Annotated in this window: 19 protein-coding genes; 13 read left to right on the forward strand and 6 right to left on the reverse strand. The window is 40.7% G+C overall.

The features are described from left to right. Positions 1-801 precede the first annotated feature (801 nt). The 3 genes from H5125_RS19965 to hemE form a co-directional block, all read right to left on the reverse strand. The gene (locus tag H5125_RS19965) at positions 802-1,149 is read right to left on the reverse strand and encodes a hypothetical protein (RefSeq protein WP_182741795.1); all 348 of its coding nucleotides are present in this window, start codon (positions 1,147-1,149) and stop codon (positions 802-804) included. Between the two features lie 6 nt (positions 1,150-1,155). After that, a complete protein-coding gene (locus tag H5125_RS19970; protein ID WP_182745120.1) occupies positions 1,156-2,157 on the reverse strand; it encodes a hypothetical protein in 1,002 nt (333 codons plus the stop codon). Positions 2,158-2,422: 265 nt separating this feature from the next. Next, on the reverse strand, positions 2,423-3,487 hold the full coding sequence (gene hemE, locus H5125_RS19975; protein WP_182745123.1) for a uroporphyrinogen decarboxylase: 1,065 nt from the start codon (positions 3,485-3,487) through the stop codon (positions 2,423-2,425). Positions 3,488-3,943: 456 nt separating this feature from the next. Between hemE and rsd the strand changes: the two genes are divergently transcribed. Next, positions 3,944-4,411 carry a sigma D regulator gene (gene rsd, locus H5125_RS19980; protein WP_101086246.1) on the forward strand — a complete coding sequence of 156 codons (468 nt, stop codon included), beginning with the start codon at positions 3,944-3,946 and terminating at the stop codon, positions 4,409-4,411. A gap of 72 nt (positions 4,412-4,483) precedes the next feature. On the opposite strand, the gene H5125_RS19985 is transcribed toward rsd, so the two are convergent. The 3 genes from H5125_RS19985 to H5125_RS19995 form a co-directional block, all read right to left on the reverse strand. Then, positions 4,484-5,533 (reverse strand): MJ1255/VC2487 family glycosyltransferase, encoded by a 1,050-nt coding sequence (locus H5125_RS19985; RefSeq protein WP_101086247.1) that lies wholly within the window; start codon positions 5,531-5,533, stop codon positions 4,484-4,486. Between the two features lie 127 nt (positions 5,534-5,660). After that, positions 5,661-6,173 (reverse strand): phosphatase PAP2 family protein, encoded by a 513-nt coding sequence (locus tag H5125_RS19990; protein WP_182745125.1) that lies wholly within the window; start codon positions 6,171-6,173, stop codon positions 5,661-5,663. A gap of 536 nt (positions 6,174-6,709) precedes the next feature. Next, the gene (locus H5125_RS19995; RefSeq protein ID WP_101086249.1) at positions 6,710-6,958 is read right to left on the reverse strand and encodes a YgjV family protein; all 249 of its coding nucleotides are present in this window, start codon (positions 6,956-6,958) and stop codon (positions 6,710-6,712) included. Positions 6,959-7,344: 386 nt separating this feature from the next. Here H5125_RS19995 and rraA point away from each other — a divergent pair, with 386 nt between their 5' ends. The 12 genes from rraA to hemB all read left to right on the forward strand — a co-directional run bounded on the left by rraA (position 7,345) and on the right by hemB (position 18,124). Beyond that, positions 7,345-7,830, forward strand: a complete 486-nt coding sequence (rraA, locus tag H5125_RS20000) for a ribonuclease E activity regulator RraA (protein ID WP_162022217.1) — start codon at positions 7,345-7,347, stop codon at positions 7,828-7,830. 93 nt (positions 7,831-7,923) lie between these two features. Further along, positions 7,924-8,958, forward strand: coding sequence for a formimidoylglutamase (locus H5125_RS20005; RefSeq protein ID WP_392341138.1), 1,035 nt, complete (start codon positions 7,924-7,926; stop codon positions 8,956-8,958). A 255-nt stretch (positions 8,959-9,213) separates the two neighbouring features. After that, on the forward strand, positions 9,214-9,969 hold the full coding sequence (gene ubiE / locus H5125_RS20010; protein ID WP_011635964.1) for a bifunctional demethylmenaquinone methyltransferase/2-methoxy-6-polyprenyl-1,4-benzoquinol methylase UbiE: 756 nt from the start codon (positions 9,214-9,216) through the stop codon (positions 9,967-9,969). Continuing rightward, entirely contained in the window at positions 9,969-10,589 is a 621-nt protein-coding gene (locus H5125_RS20015; protein WP_182745129.1) for an SCP2 domain-containing protein, read from the forward strand. Before ubiE ends, H5125_RS20015 begins: the two co-directional genes overlap by 1 nt. Continuing rightward, a complete protein-coding gene (gene ubiB, locus H5125_RS20020; RefSeq protein ID WP_101086253.1) occupies positions 10,586-12,235 on the forward strand; it encodes a ubiquinone biosynthesis regulatory protein kinase UbiB in 1,650 nt (549 codons plus the stop codon). Before H5125_RS20015 ends, ubiB begins: the two co-directional genes overlap by 4 nt. 110 nt (positions 12,236-12,345) lie before the next feature. Beyond that, positions 12,346-12,585 (forward strand): Sec-independent protein translocase subunit TatA, encoded by a 240-nt coding sequence (tatA, locus tag H5125_RS20025; protein ID WP_101086254.1) that lies wholly within the window; start codon positions 12,346-12,348, stop codon positions 12,583-12,585. 6 nt (positions 12,586-12,591) lie between these two features. Beyond that, a complete protein-coding gene (gene tatB, locus H5125_RS20030) occupies positions 12,592-13,005 on the forward strand; it encodes a Sec-independent protein translocase protein TatB (protein WP_101086255.1) in 414 nt (137 codons plus the stop codon). A gap of 3 nt (positions 13,006-13,008) precedes the next feature. Next, a complete protein-coding gene (tatC, locus tag H5125_RS20035) occupies positions 13,009-13,755 on the forward strand; it encodes a twin-arginine translocase subunit TatC (protein ID WP_101086256.1) in 747 nt (248 codons plus the stop codon). 45 nt (positions 13,756-13,800) lie between these two features. Next, positions 13,801-14,337, forward strand: a complete 537-nt coding sequence (locus H5125_RS20040) for a hypothetical protein (protein WP_182745131.1) — start codon at positions 13,801-13,803, stop codon at positions 14,335-14,337. 18 nt (positions 14,338-14,355) lie between these two features. After that, positions 14,356-15,174, forward strand: coding sequence for a TatD family hydrolase (locus tag H5125_RS20045; RefSeq protein WP_182745133.1), 819 nt, complete (start codon positions 14,356-14,358; stop codon positions 15,172-15,174). Further along, positions 15,171-17,096, forward strand: coding sequence for a diguanylate cyclase (locus tag H5125_RS20050; protein ID WP_182745135.1), 1,926 nt, complete (start codon positions 15,171-15,173; stop codon positions 17,094-17,096). Before H5125_RS20045 ends, H5125_RS20050 begins: the two co-directional genes overlap by 4 nt. Before the next feature lie 14 nt (positions 17,097-17,110). Beyond that, entirely contained in the window at positions 17,111-18,124 is a 1,014-nt protein-coding gene (hemB, locus tag H5125_RS20055; RefSeq protein ID WP_101086260.1) for a porphobilinogen synthase, read from the forward strand. The last annotated feature ends 163 nt before the right edge of the window (positions 18,125-18,287 follow it).

Below are 18,287 nucleotides of genomic sequence, written 5' to 3' on the forward strand. Positions count from 1 at the left end.
AGTCTCTTTGAAGTGGTCAATATGCATGGTGAGCTCCCGGAAAAAAGGAGTATAAGATCATAGCTAAATGTTAACGTCAAATAGTGTATTTAATTGACTGAAAAATGTTCACGATCTCGCCCTGGGAGTTGAATTCGAGGGTACTTATCATAAATGAATTTCTCAGGCTCTAATTGGGACCAAATACAAAGTACCCAACCATCACTGATATTAATATAATGACAAACGAGCACATAAAATATATAGCTCTTTTTTTATCACTTTTGGAAGTAAAATTCTGAACAGAATCTTCATCTATAGCTTGTGCAGCCTTTACTTTAACCGGTAAGAGCATTGCTACAGCATAACTCGGAATTCTCATCCCCATACGGTATGCTTCCACCTGAAGCCTTAATTTTCTTCTCTATAGGGTGTACGGTCATTTGCGCAAAAACCAAATAAGCTATAAAGAAATTGACTAACGGAATACTGCAACACAACCAAAATATATTTTCATAATTTTCCATCATAAATTACCAATTACTGCTTGCATTATAAAGTTTACCCGTAATTTTTTTACCTGCTGTATCGAAACCCAATCCAACAAGAAAACCAACAGAGGCGGCTGCACCAACTCCAATCACAACAGCCCATCCAACTGGTGTAAATGCCAGCGCAATACCAACTCCAATGCTATAAGCACTACCTGCTGCGACAGTTCCAGCGCGAAACCTCCAGAAAAAACCAATCTGAGTTGAACAAGTGCTTAAGCGGAGCCACTAACCATTGCAGTAAGCATATAAATTTCTACCTGTTTAGTTTTTAGTTTTCGTCAAAAAAAAGCGAATAGAATATTGCAAATAATAAAAAAATAACAAGAGAAGTTATAGTATAAATAGCTCTGATACGATCATTTTTAGTTGCAAATTTTCGTACCGAATTTTCATCCACCATTTGTGCAGATGTTTCTTTAATACTATATATCAAAGAAAAGGCATAACTCGAGATACGAATTCCCATACTGTCCCATTTGGGTAATTCTCCTCCTGAACTCTTAATTTTTTTCTCTAAAGGATGAACAGTCAATTGTGCAAATATTAGTAGTGATACACCAAAGTTTATCATTACTAAAACACTGATAATTACAAATAGATCTTTATACTCAAACATTTAAAATCACCAGCCACTGCTTAACTCATAAACAGATCCTGTTATACCTTTCCCAAACTGGTCAGCTAAATAACCAGCTAAAAATCCAGCAGATGCTCCCACTCCAACACCAATAACCACAGCCCATCCTGCGGGCGTAAACGCTAATGCAATTCCTACCGCAACGCCATAAACACCAGTTGTTGTAGCAGTTCCTGCAGCAAATCCCATAGAAAAACCAACCGTCTCTTGCAAAGCCTGCTTTTCCCAATTACCGCCACTCTCGAAGGTATCTCTTACACCTGTGGCTCTAGAATGGACATCCAGCAGTAGTAAACCATTACCTCCCAATTTAGCCGCACCAGCAAATTTATTTAACGCCCTTAACTCGCTCGCAGTCGAAAATTGGATTGGTTTAGTCGTTCTAGCACTTTTAGCCTGATTAAGACCACGATCAGCATTGTTCCAAATACTCGCCTTACGAGCTCTTGAGCTAGCTAGTCGTTTTGAAATTTCATTGTGAAACTGTGAGTTTAACCGACTATGTAACTGCCGCGCCGTTTGTTCAAACTTAAGGACTTCTAACTTTGGCATTTTTGAACGGTAAGCATTACGCACTTTTTCAAGCGCCATTTGGTATTCTTTTATTACGCTTTGTAATTGTGATAAATGATGACCCATAGCACCGATGGATGCTCCCATCATTGCTTTATTCTGTTCTGCAAAAAAATCTTTTGGTAAACTGTCTAGCTGTTGATCATAGAAATCAGATAATGCTAATAGCATATCAGGCCCGACAGCTTCATTAACCTGCGCAATGGCTTGTCTTTGATGTAACGGTTTAGTTTTAAATTTACCTAATTCGTTATTCAATAAATTATCTTGAGCATATGCAACTTTAAAACTATCTATGAAGTTAACTTGTGGAACACCTGGTGCCTGAAAAGTTGCTTCTAAGATTGATGGTGGTGTATTGGGAGTAAGACCCGTTATCCGCCCTTTAGGGCAAATACAAATTTCAATTGGCATAATATCTTCCTTGATTTATTAAGCGTACATTTGATTTAAACTTTATGTTTAAATCAAAAGCTATAACTCAAATGTAATTACGGATAATTTTATTATGTTTAACCTTTTCGTTCTATAGTCATAAATGACTATGATAAAAGCAGAGCCTACTCAAAAATAATATGTGTATTTAAAATGGCTGTGTTGGAAAAACATCAAACAACTTTAAATTTTGGCAACAAAAAAGCGAATCCGAAGATTCGCTTTTGTTAGTCAATATCACTAACTACTTGTGGTATTTACCTGACAACTCATGCACAGAATTGATAAATGCACCAGCATGCTCAGGATCAACATGTTGGTGAATACCATGGCCTAAGTTAAATACATGGCCAGTACCTTCACCGTAACTCGCTAGAATTTGATCAACTTCTTGATGAATACGTTCTGGCGTAGCATACAACATTGATGGGTCCATGTTGCCTTGTAACGCCACTTTATGACCTACGCGACGACGAGCATCACCAATATCAACAGTCCAATCTAAACCTAATGCATCACAGCCTGTTTCAGCCATAGACTCTAACCATAATCCGCCGCCCTTAGTGAACAAGGTAACTGGCACTTTACGGCCATCAGCAAAACGAGTTAAGCCATCAACAATTTTTTGCATATAACGTAATGAAAACTCACGGTAAGCGTGGTGTGATAACGCACCGCCCCACGAGTCAAATATCATTAACGATTGTGCACCGTTAGCCACCTGAGCGTTAAGATATAACACTACTGAGTCTGCTAACTTATCTAATAACATGTGTAATGCAGCAGGTTCTGCATACGCCATACGCTTGATTTTTTCGAAGGTTTTGCTTGAGCCGCCTTCAACCATGTAAGTGGCCAAAGTCCAAGGAGAACCCGAAAAACCAATTAACGGCACAGTGCCATTCAGTTCACGACGAATGGTACTCACTGCACGCATTACATAACCCAATTCATCTTCTGGATCTGGAATACATAATTTTTTGATTGCATCGATGGTGTCAGTTGGACGTTCAAAACGCGGACCTTCACCTGCTTCGAAATACAAACCTAAGCCCATTGCGTCTGGCACGGTCAGGATATCTGAGAATAAAATCGCAGCATCTAAGTCATAACGACGTAACGGCTGTAAAGTGACTTCGCAAGCCAATTCGGCATTACGGCATAAAGACATAAAGTCACCCGCTTGAGCACGAACTTCTTTATACTCAGGTAAATAACGTCCTGCTTGACGCATCATCCATACTGGAGTGACATCAACAGGCTGCTTTAGCAACGCACGTAAATAACGATCATTCTTTAATTCTGCCATGTGGACTTTGTTCCTAGACTGTTATGATTTTTGCTGGGCGTTAGTTTAGCACTTACGCGATTAATGTAACCACTCATGCAGAATTTATGTGAGCTATTCCTAAATCTATGGTCGATTTTATTAACACAACCGCCACTATGCTCACAAAACACACAATACTGATGTGTAAATCGCAATTTATTGGATTAAAAGTTGCGTCGCGTTAAGTGGTTTGGTATAAAAAGTGTGCGCTAGCAAGAACAATCAAGAAGCCCGACAAATCGAGCCTTTGAAAACTTCGTTACCCCGTGATGGCATGCCATCACGGGGTTTTTTATTATCCCACTCCAAGACCCCTGTCCTTTTCATCCCCAAAGCAAGCTCGTCGATAAGCAAATAAAAATAAAACAGTTGATCGCAATACACTTTGTCCAATACATTAGTTGTAACAGAATGGCTGCCAATTAGAGAGAAGACATGCTAACAAAACTAGAAAAAGCAGAAAAACGCTGGGGCGGTTCTCATAATTTAATCGATCAATGGCTTAATCATCGCCGCAAATTATTAATCCAATATTTTATCGTTGCCGGATTAGCACCCTATTCTCGTAGCGAAAAATCACTTCCGAGCATGGATCAAGTGAAACAATTTTGTGCCCAATTAGTTGATTATGTCTCAGAAGGTCACTTTGAGGTTTACAACAACGTTATTAAAGCTTGCGAGAAGTTTGGTGAAACGAGTATCGAAACAGCCAACGCCTTATTACCGCTGATTAGCGAAAGTACTGACACGGCATTGGATTTTAATGATAAATATACCGACGCATCTGACGAACAAGTGCTGTATCAACTCGACAACGATTTATCACATTTAGCACAAGCGATGGAGTCGCGTTTCGAATTAGAAGATGAGCTGCTAGAATTGCTATATCAACGCCTTCCTTAATTGAGCCAGCCCATTAAAAAGTGCGATGAATTGACGCACTTTTTAATACGGTTAACTTGATTGCAGCAAACATTATTGCCGTTTATGCCAGTTTTCAGGCAACTCAACTTGTGACCACAAATGTTGACATAAATCTTGCGGCTGATGCCAATCGCCCATTTTTAACCACTCCACTAATGCATCGCCTACCTGTGGATACGCAATAGGTTTAGGTGACGGGCTTTTTAACCAACGCTTAAGCACAGCAGGATCTAAAGTTTGCATACTTTCTGCCGCAGCAAGTAATTCTAACGCCGCAACGTTAGCAGATTGCTCAAACTGCCCCTGTAACGGTTTCACCAATAACTTTTTACCTAACGTCATCGCCTCACTGGCCAACTCAAAGCCAGCATTGCCAATCACCCCACCACATTGAGCCATGTGTTGTTTAAAGCCTTCACGATTAAAACCATGCCAATGAATATGCTCTGCTAATGGTTTCAATGGTTTAGTGCTGTGGTAAACAGAAAAGTGATATTGATCAAATGGGGCTAAAAAGGCAGCTATACGATCAGGCTCTTCAAAGGGTAAATAGACTAAAATTTGGTGGCTATGATCACCACCATTGGGCCACACCTCCACAAATGGAGGTAAAATAGGAAAGCCAAAATGATGCCAATGACAACCTAAAGCGATGTCAACGGGTGCAAAATGGTTGAGCAGAAATTCATTAAACCAGCTGTTACCTTGTTTAGGGACTGGATACTGTAATGCTGCTTGATGACTAATGGCGATTGACGGCACATTTTGTTGTTTGGCCGCCCAAGCACTCACAGGTTCAAAATCGTTTAAAACTAAATCATAACCCGTTAAATCGAGCTGCTTAATTTCAGATAAAATGGGAGTGGTTAAATTGTATTTGGCGGTTTTAACACAATTCACACGACCATTTTCGGTTACGAAAGTCATACCATTACGGGTCTGATAATCGCCAAAGCATTGCATATCAAAGTAGTGCTGTGGTGTTCGGCCTGAAAAAAGAAAATCGACATCGATATTATGTTGCTTAAGCGCAGTAGACATGACGCGTGCGCGGCTGATATGGCCATTCCCTGTGCCTTGAACTCCGTACAAGATTTTCATATTGCCTTACACCCCTCAACGGCTTAATGATCAAGATTAAAACGCTGTGCTTCTTTCTACATAAACAGTTACTACATGAACTGCTAGTACATGAACGATTACTACATCAGTTGTCATAAAATAAGCTTTACAGCATCAGTTGATCGACCAGAAATACCGAGCCGATCCCCAACCCAGCGCCAGCCATAATATCCACAGGATAATGTACTCCCAGAGCGATACGCGATGAGCCAACAAAACAAGCCCAAGCAAACGCAATCGGTGCTAAGGCAGGAAACACCAGATTCACCACGCTAGCAAACACAAAGGCGCCAGCAGTGTGCCCTGAAGGTAAGCTAAATTTATCCGACGGTTCAAAACCAGACTCAAACCCAGCTAACGCATGGCAAGGACGATGACGTCGAATGCTATTTTTCAGCAGTAAATACAACGGAAACTCAACCAAGAAACTCCCCAACACTAAATTAAAAAAGTGCTGGCCATTGGGATGAAAAAACAATAGCGCAACAGATAAATAAGCATAATAGTGGCCATCACCGGTTGCAGATACACGTTTAGCAGCCTGACTTAGGCCGTTATCTCGACTAAATTGCACTATCCAATAAAACCAATATTTATCTAACTGGCTGATACTCTTCATGCCTGACTCCATGTCAAACGTCGGTAATATCATTTAGCTAATATTGATCCGACTAAAGTTATGTATTTGTTAACAGTTTAGATAATAGACAGAGGTAATGAACACGAGGTGACAGTTAGCCTAAAGTTTTATGACACAGCCCAGAGTTGAGTTTCACGTTAGAAATAACCATAAATTCGAGAATAAGCATAAATTAGCGAATAACCATAAAGAAGCTTAACGGCTGATGTTTACCCGCGAGGTCACTTCAACTGAGAATAAGAGATGGGATAAATCGATAACAACGGTTTTATTTAAAATCGGTACTATGTGCTTGCCATTGATGTTACTCACAAGATGTATTGACTCGTCAATAGAGAGCTTATTGTGGGCCATTAAAACGCAGACAGGGGAATACAGAGCGGTTTGATATCCATTTATTGATTTAAATCAAAGCGATTTAAAGCAATAACCCCTCAAGTTTGGCCTGAGGGGTTATTAATCGCGACCGTGTTATCGTCATTCACTAACACGATAACTTAATATGACTCGTGCAATTATGCAGTTTGTGGCTGTGCACCTTTATTACGATAAATCTTAATTAAGTGAAAAATGTTAATGCATGCAACAAAGGCATTCATGCCCGCTACTGGCCATGCTTCGATTGCATATCCGTAGGCGACAAAAAAAGAACAGCCAATAAAGTTTAACCATCTTAGTAAAACGATGTCTTTCATCATTAGTGAAATGGCAACCATAACGGATGCGGCATAGCCTAATACTTCAATAATATTGATATTTTCCATAAGAACCTCTGTTTCAGGCTCTCTGCCTTCCGTATGCGTAACGGGGGTTCCGTGCCCCTAAAGCTAGTATTATTTTGTAAACTAACATTAATAAATCTAGCAATATGCTAACAAACTGTAGAGCAAAAATGTAATTAAAAAACGTATTAGGATGACCTAAATCAACATATATCGACTAATTGGTTCAATTTGAAAGAAAATTACTTACAAATTTGATCCCTGTTCTCTATTTAGGCCAATGCGTCATCTGCGCATAAGTCACACCATAAGTTGATTTATAACAATCCAGTGATTGATAAGGCTTTTATTTTCATAAAAAGCTCATATAATTCATTTAACTTTGCTTTACCCAGCAATTTACCTTTGCTGTCCAACAGGAGTGAAATATGGAATACAACACCTCAGAACTCTGCGACATGTATATAGATGTAGTCGATGTCGTCGAACCAATGTTCAGTAACTACGGTGGTTGCAGCTCCTTCGGTGGCTCAATCAGTACAATTAAGTGTTTTGAAGATAATGGCTTGATTGCTGATGCTTTAGAAGAAGACGGTGAAGGTAAAGTCCTATTAGTCGATGGTGGTGGATCGTTAAGACGTGCGCTACTCGATGCTAGAATTGCTGAAATTGCTGTAGCCAATAATTGGGAAGGTATTCTCATTTACGGTTCAGTACGTGACGTTGACGCTCTTGAAGAACTTGATATTGGTATCCAAGCGCTTGCTTCGATTCCTGTCGGTGCTGAAAGTAACGGTGTGGGCGAAATCGAAATTCCAGTTAATTTTGGTGGCGTGACCTTCTTACCGGGTGATCATATCTATGCTGATAACACGGGCGTTATTCTGTCTCCAGAACCATTAGATATTGAATAACCCCGTCATAGCCAATTTAGCTTTGTAAAAAGCTGGCAGACAATTCCTTTAAAAACCAGCTATGCTGGTTTTTTTGTGGCTGTAATTCGGAGAATCACCATGTTTAGCGCATTTACTCAGCAGCATTGCGATGCATTATTAAGTTTACGCCCTAATGAAACCAAAATAGGCCAACAGGTTTATCTGGCATCGGCTGAACTGTCATTAGCACAAAATGCACAACAGGCTAAATCCAGTGGCGCCCAGTTTGCCATTATTGCCATTGCAGAAGATGTGGGACCACGAGCTAACCTCGGCCGAGGCGGCGCTGATGATGCCTTTATCGCTAGCATGAAACAGTTGATTAATTTACAGTCCAATCGATTTCTTAATGGTAACGAATGTGCCATTTTAGGCCAAATCAGTCTTGATACATCAGTATCCACAACCGCTACCGTTGAACAATTACGCCAAGCAACCGCACAATTGGATGACATCGTCATTGCTGCAGTAAGTGAAATCATGCAAGCAGGATTAGAACCCATCGTTATCGGCGGCGGCCACAATAATGCTTATGGTTTATTAATGGCAACAAAAGCCACTACAGGCCTACCTGTCGCAGCCGTCAACCTCGATCCACACAGTGATTTTAGACCACGAGAAGGTCGCCACAGCGGTAATGGATTTAGTTATGCCGCCGCCAATGGCGCACTCGACCATTATCATATTCTCGGCTTGCATGAATTAAAAAATAGTGAAGAAACCCTAGAACAACTGAGCCTGTTTGGCGCTACATGGAACAGTTTGCAACAAATTTGGATCCGGCGTGAACTGTCACTAGAAACCGCATTAAAACAAATCGCTAAAGCATTAAATCAAACCCAACTGCCCGTCGCATTAGAGCTCGATGTCGATGCGATTGCCAATATGCCCAGCAGTGCAGCGACTTTTGCCGGTATATCGATACTCGATGCCTGCCATTATGTGCATTATATTGCTAAGCATTGTCCATGCCATTACGCTCATTTTGCAGAAACTGCCCCAGCATGTCATCACGCGGGTTTAGAAGCGGGTTACCGCGATGCAGGTCAAGGTCTCAGTGAGTTAATTTATGCTTATCTTCAGGGTCGATTAACCGGTCTGAATTAGAATCAGCTACGGCTATTCATTAAAGGCTAATTTTATGCTCTAATGCAGGCAATTTTTTAGCCTTAACTGCTGCTTTTTATTGGGGCTAATCGACGCGAAGCTCATTGCTGCGTTCAAGTTGAAGTGAAATGTATATTAGGTGCAAGGTAAGACAACTAATTGATTGTTGTCACACTCTCGCACCACAGCATTTCAGCAATCATTCGCAATGGCATACACTCGCTATTAATTATCGCACATTATAGGAATATACCGATGTCTGAAGGCGAACCGAAAAACACTCATTTTGGATATAAAACTGTCGAAGCCGATAAAAAAGCAGACTTAGTCGCTGACGTGTTTCATTCCGTCGCGGCAAAATACGACATTATGAATGACGTGATGTCTTTTGGAGTTCACCGCTTTTGGAAGCGCCACACCATTGAAGTCGCGGCTGCAAGACCGGGAATGAAAGTGCTTGATTTAGCCGGTGGTACTGGCGATCTCACGGCTAAGTTTTCACATTTAGTCGGCGATAGAGGTCAAGTCGTTCTTGCTGACATTAATGATTCAATGCTCAAGGTCGGTCGCACTAAATTACGTGACAAAGGTATCGTCAATAACGTCAGCTATGTTCAAGCTAACGCTGAAGCACTGCCGTTTCCTGATAACCATTTTGATATCATCACTATCGCGTTTGGTTTACGTAATGTTACCGATAAAGATGCGGCGTTACGTTCAATGCAACGAGTATTAAAGCCTGGTGGAAAACTACTCGTGCTTGAGTTTTCAACACCTAAACATGAATTAATGCGTAAAGTTTACGACATGTATAGCTTTAAGGTGTTACCTAAAATGGGCGCATTAATCACTAAAGATGCTGACAGCTACGAATACCTTGCCGAATCAATTCGGATGCATCCTGATCAAGAAACGCTTAAACAAATGATGGTAGATGCAGGTTTTGAACAAGTCGACTACACCAACATGACAGACGGCGTTGTCGCATTGCATAGAGGTTATAAGTTCTAATGACCCCTAATCACTTTGCTTTGTTAACTTGTGCTGCCATTGAAACCGCTTTTAACCAACTGCCAGCACAGGCTAAAAGTGACTATGCTCGCCAAAAGTCATTGCACGGCAAAGTATTTTGTATCCAGCTGAGTCAGTTAAACTGGCCCATTTATTTGGTATTTGCCAAACAAATTCAAGTACTCAGCCATTACGAAGGTGATGTAGCAGTAACCGTACGTGCTGATGTATCAACATTATATCAGCTGACTGAAGGCGCTAATTTAACTGAGCTTATCAAACAAGATAAACTCAGTTTGGAAGGCGATATTCAATTACTGCAATCGTTAAGCCATTATTTACAGAATATTCATGTTGATTTTGCCGAACCATTATCACGTTATATTGGTGATGCTCCGACGCATAAACTCGTTGCTACAGCAAAACAATTTAACCATGATATCAAGCTGGTCTTACAAAAAACTCGCTCACACATCAGCCAGTTAACCACTGAAGAATATCACCTAGCACCGCATAAAATCGAATGGCTACATTTTCGTGATAATCTGGACGAACTGGTGAGTCAAACCGAACGTATCGAAGCCAAGATAGCCCAATTAAGAGATCAAATAACACAATGACAACTGCAAGTATCAGGCGTGGTTACCATGTCATTAAAACCATTCTGCATTTTGGCTTAGATGACTTAATACCTAAACACAAAAAGCCCTGGTATTTCGCCATTGTGCGCAACAGTTTATTTTGGATCCGTAATAAGCATAAAACTAAATCGCCTGCAGAGCGCTTAAAATTAGCGATGCAAGATTTAGGGCCGGTATACATCAAATTAGGGCAAATGCTGTCGACTCGCCGTGATTTACTTGACGACGAATGGGCGTATCAGTTGGCCATGTTGCAAGACAGAGTGCCACCATTTGACTCTGCTTTAGCACGAGAAGCCATTGAAGCTGAGCTTGGTGCTCCTATCGCAACCTATTTTGATGATTTTAACGATACACCACTTGCCTCTGCATCCATATCGCAAGTACACACCGCTACCTTAAAATCTAACGGTAAAGCCGTGGTGCTTAAAGTGCTGCGACCTAATGTTGAGCAGCAGATATTAGCTGACTTACAGTTAATGACTCAAACGGCTAACTTACTCGAAACCTTATTAGGTGACGGTAATCGTTTACGCCCAGCAGAAGTGATTGAAGATTACCGCACCACCATTTTAGGCGAGCTAAACTTAAAGCTAGAAGCGCTTAACGCCATCAAGCTGCGCAATAATTTTCTGGATTCTAATTCGCTGTATGTGCCTTTTGTTTACGAAGAACACAGTTATCAACGCCTTATGGTCATGGAACGCATTTACGGTATTCCAGTCTCTGACACCGAAGCGTTACGAGCTCAAGGTACCAACTTTAAACTGCTTGCTGAACGCGGTGTAGAATTGTTTTTCACCCAAGTGTTTCGCGACAATTTTTTCCACGCAGATATGCATCCAGGCAACATTTTTATCAGTCGTGAACATCCAGACGACCCATTTTATATCGGCCTAGACTGCGGCATTATGGGCACATTAACCGAAGTGGATAAACGTTACCTAGCAGAAAACTTTTTAGCCTTTTTTAATCGCGATTATCACCGTATTGCCCAGCTGTATATTGAGTCAGGTTGGGTATCTGAACACACAGATATTATTGCGTTTGAACAAGCTGTAAAAGTAGTTTGCGAACCCATGTTTAATAAACCATTGGATGAAATTTCATTCGGTCATGTTCTGTTAGAGCTGTTTAGAACTGCGCGTCATTTTGATATTGTGGTGCAGCCACAATTGGTGTTACTCGAAAAAACCTTACTGTATATTGAAGGTTTAGGCCGTCAGTTATATCCACAATTAGATTTATGGCAAACCGCCAAACCCTTCCTAGAAAATTGGATGTCAGAACAAGTTGGCCCTAAAGCCATGTTCAATAAAGTAAAATCAAATGCGCCATTTTGGGCTGATAAACTCCCTGAGTTTCCTGAATTGATTTACGACAATTTAAAACTAGGCCGTAAATTACTCGGCACTCAACAGCAAATGTTAGATAAGTACTTGCGCTACCAACAGAAATCGCACAAGAGTAATTATCTACTTATCACTTCGGCTGTATTATTGATCTGTGGCACAATTTTATTTACTCAAATAGCTACACTATGGCCTGCATATACCTGTATAGGTGCAGGCATATTGATTTGGGCAATAGGATGGCGATCTAGGCCAAAGAATCGTAAGTTTTAGCTAGCACTAATTTATTAGAGGTTCATAATACTTAAAGAATTGGGTGTTATTATGGATTTTGAAATAACTTTTTTACAAAAACCATTTTTACTTTAAAGAGGAAAATCTTCATGGGCGGCATCAGTATTTGGCAGCTTCTAATCGTAGCGTTAATTGTCATTCTATTATTTGGGACTAAAAAATTGCGTTCTTTGGGCGGTGATTTAGGTGGAGCAGTAAAAGGCTTTAAAAACGCCATGACTCCAGAAGATGAAAGTAAATCACTAGAAGACAAAGACCAAACGGCAGCGACTTCGCAACAGGCTGCAGAAAAGCAACCTGAAACAGAATCTAAAGATAAACAGGCGTAATTTATTATGTTTGACGGTATCGGCTTTATGGAGCTGCTGCTGATCGGTATTTTGGGGCTAGTAGTACTAGGCCCCGAAAGACTACCGGTTGCAGTACGTTCGTTAACAGGTTGGATCCGTGCGCTTAAGCGCATGGCTAACTCTGTCAAAGATGAACTTGAGCAAGAGCTTAAAATTGATCAGTTACATGCTGATTTAAAAAAAGCTGAAAGCAAAGGTTTAGCCAATTTGTCGCCAGAGTTACAAGAGTCGATTGATCAGCTGAAAAAAGCCGCTGAATCAGTGAATCGTCCTTATAAGGTTGAAGACACATCACCTGTCGAGCCAAAAAAATCAGCTGACGAGTCTCCTTCAGTCAAAGAAGCTAAGTCATCTGAAGTGACTAGCGAAAACAGTTCAAACCCTAAATCAAACGGATAATCCATGTCGCAACAGCAACCGCTTATTAGCCATTTGCTTGAATTACGTAACAAATTGCTTAAAGCCATTGGCAGTGTGTTATTGGTATTCATTACTATTGTGTATTGGGCTAACGATATTTATCACTACATAGCTTTGCCTTTAATGCGCTCGCTTCCAGAAACGGGCAGTATGATTGCAACCGACGTAGCCGCGCCTTTTTTTGCACCCTTTAAATTAACACTAGTATTAGCATTCTTCATCGCCATTCCCTATGTGCTTTATCAAGTATGGTCTTTTGTCGCCCCTGGGTTATATAAACATGAAAAACGCTTAGTTGTTCCCTTGTTAGCCAGCAGCACTCTGTTGTTTTATCTTGGAATAGCCTTTGCCTACTATATTGTTTTCCCAGTTGTATTTGGGTTTTTCACCAGTGTCGTTCCAGAAGGCGTACAAGTTGCTACTGATATCAGCAGTTATTTGAGTTTTATTCTAAAATTATTTTTTGCCTTTGGTTTAGCTTTTGAAATACCTGTAGCAGTCGTTTTGCTTTGCTGGGCTGGTGTTACAACACCCGATGAGTTACGCCAAAAACGCCCTTATATTGTAGTAGGAGCTTTTGTTGTTGGCATGGTACTCACACCGCCCGATATTATCTCGCAGACTATGCTAGCCGTACCAATGCTGTTATTGTTTGAAGGTGGACTAATCGCCGCACGTTTCTACAGCAAAAAAGAAGATGAGCCAGAGAACGAAGAAGCTGAAAATTAAGCGATAAAGAAAGGCTCTACAGACTAAAATAATAAGGAAGAATCAATGCGTTTAAGTTTAATTGCCGTCGGGATCATATTGATCTCGGCTAATGCATATGCCAATACCAATCTTGGCCAGCAACTGTCTATATGTGCCGCTAAAACGGACAAAACTGTGCGATTAACTTGTTATGACGAATTAGCTGCTAATGCTAAACCCAGTGCTCACATAATGACGACGGCAAATACAACTAAGATTGCCCCATCTGAGGCTCCAAGGCCACCCGCTTCACCAAACGTTGTGTTACCTTTGGTTGCAACAAGTCCTCAAGTACTCAGCGTTGATGATTTTGGTTTACAAAAGAAAGTCATAGAAGATGAAGTCGATAAGATTTACTCTGAAGTCATTAGTGTTAAGAAAGATGCGTTAGGCGCATTTGTGATAACACTCAGCAATGGTCAAGTCTGGAAGCAAAGTAGCTCAAAGTATTATAAAATCAAAAAAGGTCAACGCATCTTTATTGAAACAGGTGCATTGAATTCATTTTTATTGGGTAGCGATGATCGCAATGCTACTACCCGAGTTAGACGATTAAAGTAACGACAGTACTTTTATTACATGACTCAATACATCGACATTGCTGTTAATCTGCTTAGCGACAGGCTGAAGCACGATATTGACACTATTATCAATGATGCGGCGAAACATCATGTTTCGCCGTTAATTGTTATTGGCAGCGATCTCGATGAAAGCTCCGACTCAATATCTCTCTGCCAACAATACCCGCAACAACTATACTGCACGACAGGTGTACATCCGCATCATGCATCATCTTGGGATCAACATAGCAAAGCACGTTTAACTCAGCTGGCCAAACAAGACACCGTGGTAGCTATTGGTGAATGTGGGCTTGACTACAATCGTGACTTTTCACCACGCCCGGTACAAAGAAAGGCATTTGCAGCGCAATTAGAGCTAGCTTGCGAACTCAATATGCCAGTGCTGATGCATTGTCGTGAAGCTCATAGCGATTTTATCGCCATTGTAAATGAGTATCGAGCTCATCTCCCTAATGCCTTACTACACTGTTTTACTGGCAGTAAAGATGAGTTAATTGAGTGCTTAGCCGCTGATTTATATATTGGCATTACTGGGTGGATTTGCGATGAACGTCGAGGGCAAGACCTTGCTCAATTAGTACCATTAATTCCTAATCATCGCATTATGGCAGAAACCGATAGTCCTTACTTATTACCTCGCAGTATGCGACCTAAACCTAAATCGAGTAAAAATTTACCCCAATACTTACCTTATATTGTCGAATACATGGCCAATTTACGCCAACAATCAGTACAATCATTAGCGCAAGAATGTTATAAAAACAGTTGTGACTTTTTCCAACTGCCAGTTCATTTTAGCGTGAATAATAACTCATGATGGCCATCATATCGCATCATTTACAACAGTTATGCCAGTATCAATTTAGGATACTCATTGGATTTTTTTTGCTGTTTATTGGCCAAAATTGTTGGGCTAATACACTCTCTGGGATACCGCTTAGACTGACATCAGACTCCATAACAAAAATTGAATTACACGACTGGGTTTATGCCAATCAAAGTAATGATATTGAAACTCTAACCACATTATTACAACGGCCAGAAAACAGCTGGAAAAAACTTGATACCAATCAACCATATCAAATAGGCATTAAAAACTATTGGGTGAGTTTTAGTATATTTAATCCCAACGACCATCTATCACGCATTATTGCCTTAGATAACCCATTACTCGACAGTGTTAAAATATACCACCTGATCAATGGGGAACTGGTCAGTACTGAAATAATGGGCGACTCCTTACCGTTTAAGCAACGACCATTACAAAGCAATATCTTTTTATACCCAGTTAATTTTGAACCTGGTGATACACATACTTTTTATTTAAAAATAGACAGCAAAGGTAGCATCAGTTTGCCATTAGTGTTGTGGTCATCAAACGACCTAACCCAACTCACTGAAACTAAGAATTTGTTTAATGGCATGCAAATAGGATTATTACTCGCTATTTGCTTGTTCAGTTTATTTATCGCGCTCGCGTCGGCATCTTATAGTTACAGTTATTACAGCGGCTATGTATTAGGGCTTACGTTACTCACGGCGACAATTCATGGCGTATCATTTCGCTATTTGTGGCCTCAATGGCCCATTATACAACAGTATATTTTCATTATTATTATCCCATTAACATTGGGTTTTTCATTGATGTTTACTGAAAAAGTATTGCAACTAAAATATCATAATCTAAAAATGCTGCGTATTTGTCGCATCATGGCAGTGCTCTGTTTTGGCTTAACGATCATCATGCCATTTATTAACTACAGTTTTGCGCTGTATGTTTTAGCATTTGTGGTGTTAACTATCAGCACAATCCTAATGGCTTTCTCATTAATCCAAGCTTTTAGCGGCCAACGCAATGCCCCTTTATATGCCATTGGCCGTATGGGCTTAATGATTGGGTGCATCATTACAGGGCTAATTTATCTCGGTCTAATCACCCTAAACATATCGCCACAGATCCCCGTAATGATAGGACTCACTTTTGAAGTCATCACCATGGCGGCAGTGCTCGCCTTACGTTATAACGATGAACGAAAGGCTAAATTTGAGATCCAGCAACAGACATTAGAGCAAGAACAACGGCTGCGAGAAATCCGTGAAGAAGCACTGCGTAGTGAGGCTGGAAATAGTGAAAAACTTGAGCAAATGGTTCAAGAACGGACACTTGAATTAGAAATTACCTTACGTGAACTCAATGAGGTGAATCAAAAGCTGACAGAACAAAACACCATAGACAGCCTTACTGGAGTGAAGAATCGTAGTGCTTTTGATCGTCGCCTCATTGCAGAAGGCCGTATTAGCCGACGCCAACAGACACCGATGTCTTTGTTAATGATTGATATCGATAAATTTAAAAATATCAATGACCAATATGGTCACCTTAGTGGCGACTTCACCATAAAGATGATTGCAAATACATTATGTGAATACATTAAACGTCCAACGGATCTCGTATCACGTTTTGGTGGTGAAGAATTTGCTATTATATTACCTAGTACAGATATAGAAGGTGCTGTGCTAGTTGCGGAGCAAATTCGCCAAGCTATCAGCGATCTTACCATTGCCCATAATGGTTACACGATACCCTTAACGGTCAGTATCGGTGTGAGTGAGACAATTATCGACAGTGATGAGCATCCAATGCTATTACTAGAACAAGCAGATAAAGCCCTGTATAAAGCCAAACGCAGTGGCCGTAACAAAGTCTGCTATTACCCGCTCGAAACAGACGAGATCTAAACCAGGAGTCGAAATTGAATATTATTACTAGTGCCTTTCCACAGCGCAGAATGCGCCGCATGCGTAAACATGAATTTAGCCGTCGTTTAATGTCTGAAAATACCTTAACAGTTAACGATCTCATTTATCCAATGTTTGTGTTAGAAGGTTTTCAACGCTCAGAAAAAATTGCTTCAATGCCAGGAATTGAACGATTTTCAGTTGATCTATTGTTAAAAGAAGCCGCTGAGCTGGTTGAGCTTGGCATTCCGCTTATTGCATTATTCCCCGTGACGCCAGCAGATAAAAAGAGTTTACTGGCAGAAGAATCTTACAATCCTGATGGATTAGTGCAGCGTGCCGTGCGTGAATTAAAGCAAGCATTTCCACAGCTTGGTATCATGACTGATGTAGCTTTAGATCCCTACACGACTCATGGTCAAGACGGTATTATCGATGACACTGGTTATATCATGAATGACATCACCACCGAGATCCTAGTCAAGCAGGCTTTATCTCATGCCGCTGCAGGGGCAGATATTGTCGCGCCATCAGACATGATGGACGGTCGTATAGGTGCAATTCGCCAAGCCCTTGAAGAAAATGGCTTTGTGAATACTCAGATCATGGCTTATTCCGCTAAGTATTCCTCAAGTTATTATGGTCCTTTTCGTGATGCTGTCGGATCGGCTAGTAATTTAAAAGGTGGCAATAAACACAGCTACCAAATGGATCCGGCCAATAGCGACGAAGCATTACACGAAGTGGCATTAGATATTCAAGAAGGTGCTGACATGGTCATGGTTAAACCAGGGATGCCTTATTTAGACATAGTACGCCGTGTCAAAACTGAATTAGCAGTGCCAACATTTGCTTACCAAGTCAGTGGTGAGTACGCCATGCACATGGCTGCTATTCAAAACGGTTGGTTAGCAGAAAAAGCCATTGTGATGGAGTCATTACTTTGCTTTAAGCGCGCTGGTGCTGATGGTATTTTAACCTACTTTGCTAAACGTGCTGCTCAGTGGCTTAAAGAACAAAACTCATAAACCTCCGATATTAAGTGGTTATAAAGCCAATCCATCTCGGGTTAATGCTATTCGGATAAGCATTACTGTTTATATTTAAGTGGATAACGGCTAGGTATATAGAGCACTGAGCGTGGATACGTTCGGTGCTTTCTTTTATCTGGAAGGATAAAGTGTTTTATAT

Source organism: Shewanella sp. SR44-4 (genome assembly GCF_014163715.1).
In the GTDB taxonomy this organism is placed as follows: Bacteria; Pseudomonadota; Gammaproteobacteria; order Enterobacterales; family Shewanellaceae; genus Shewanella.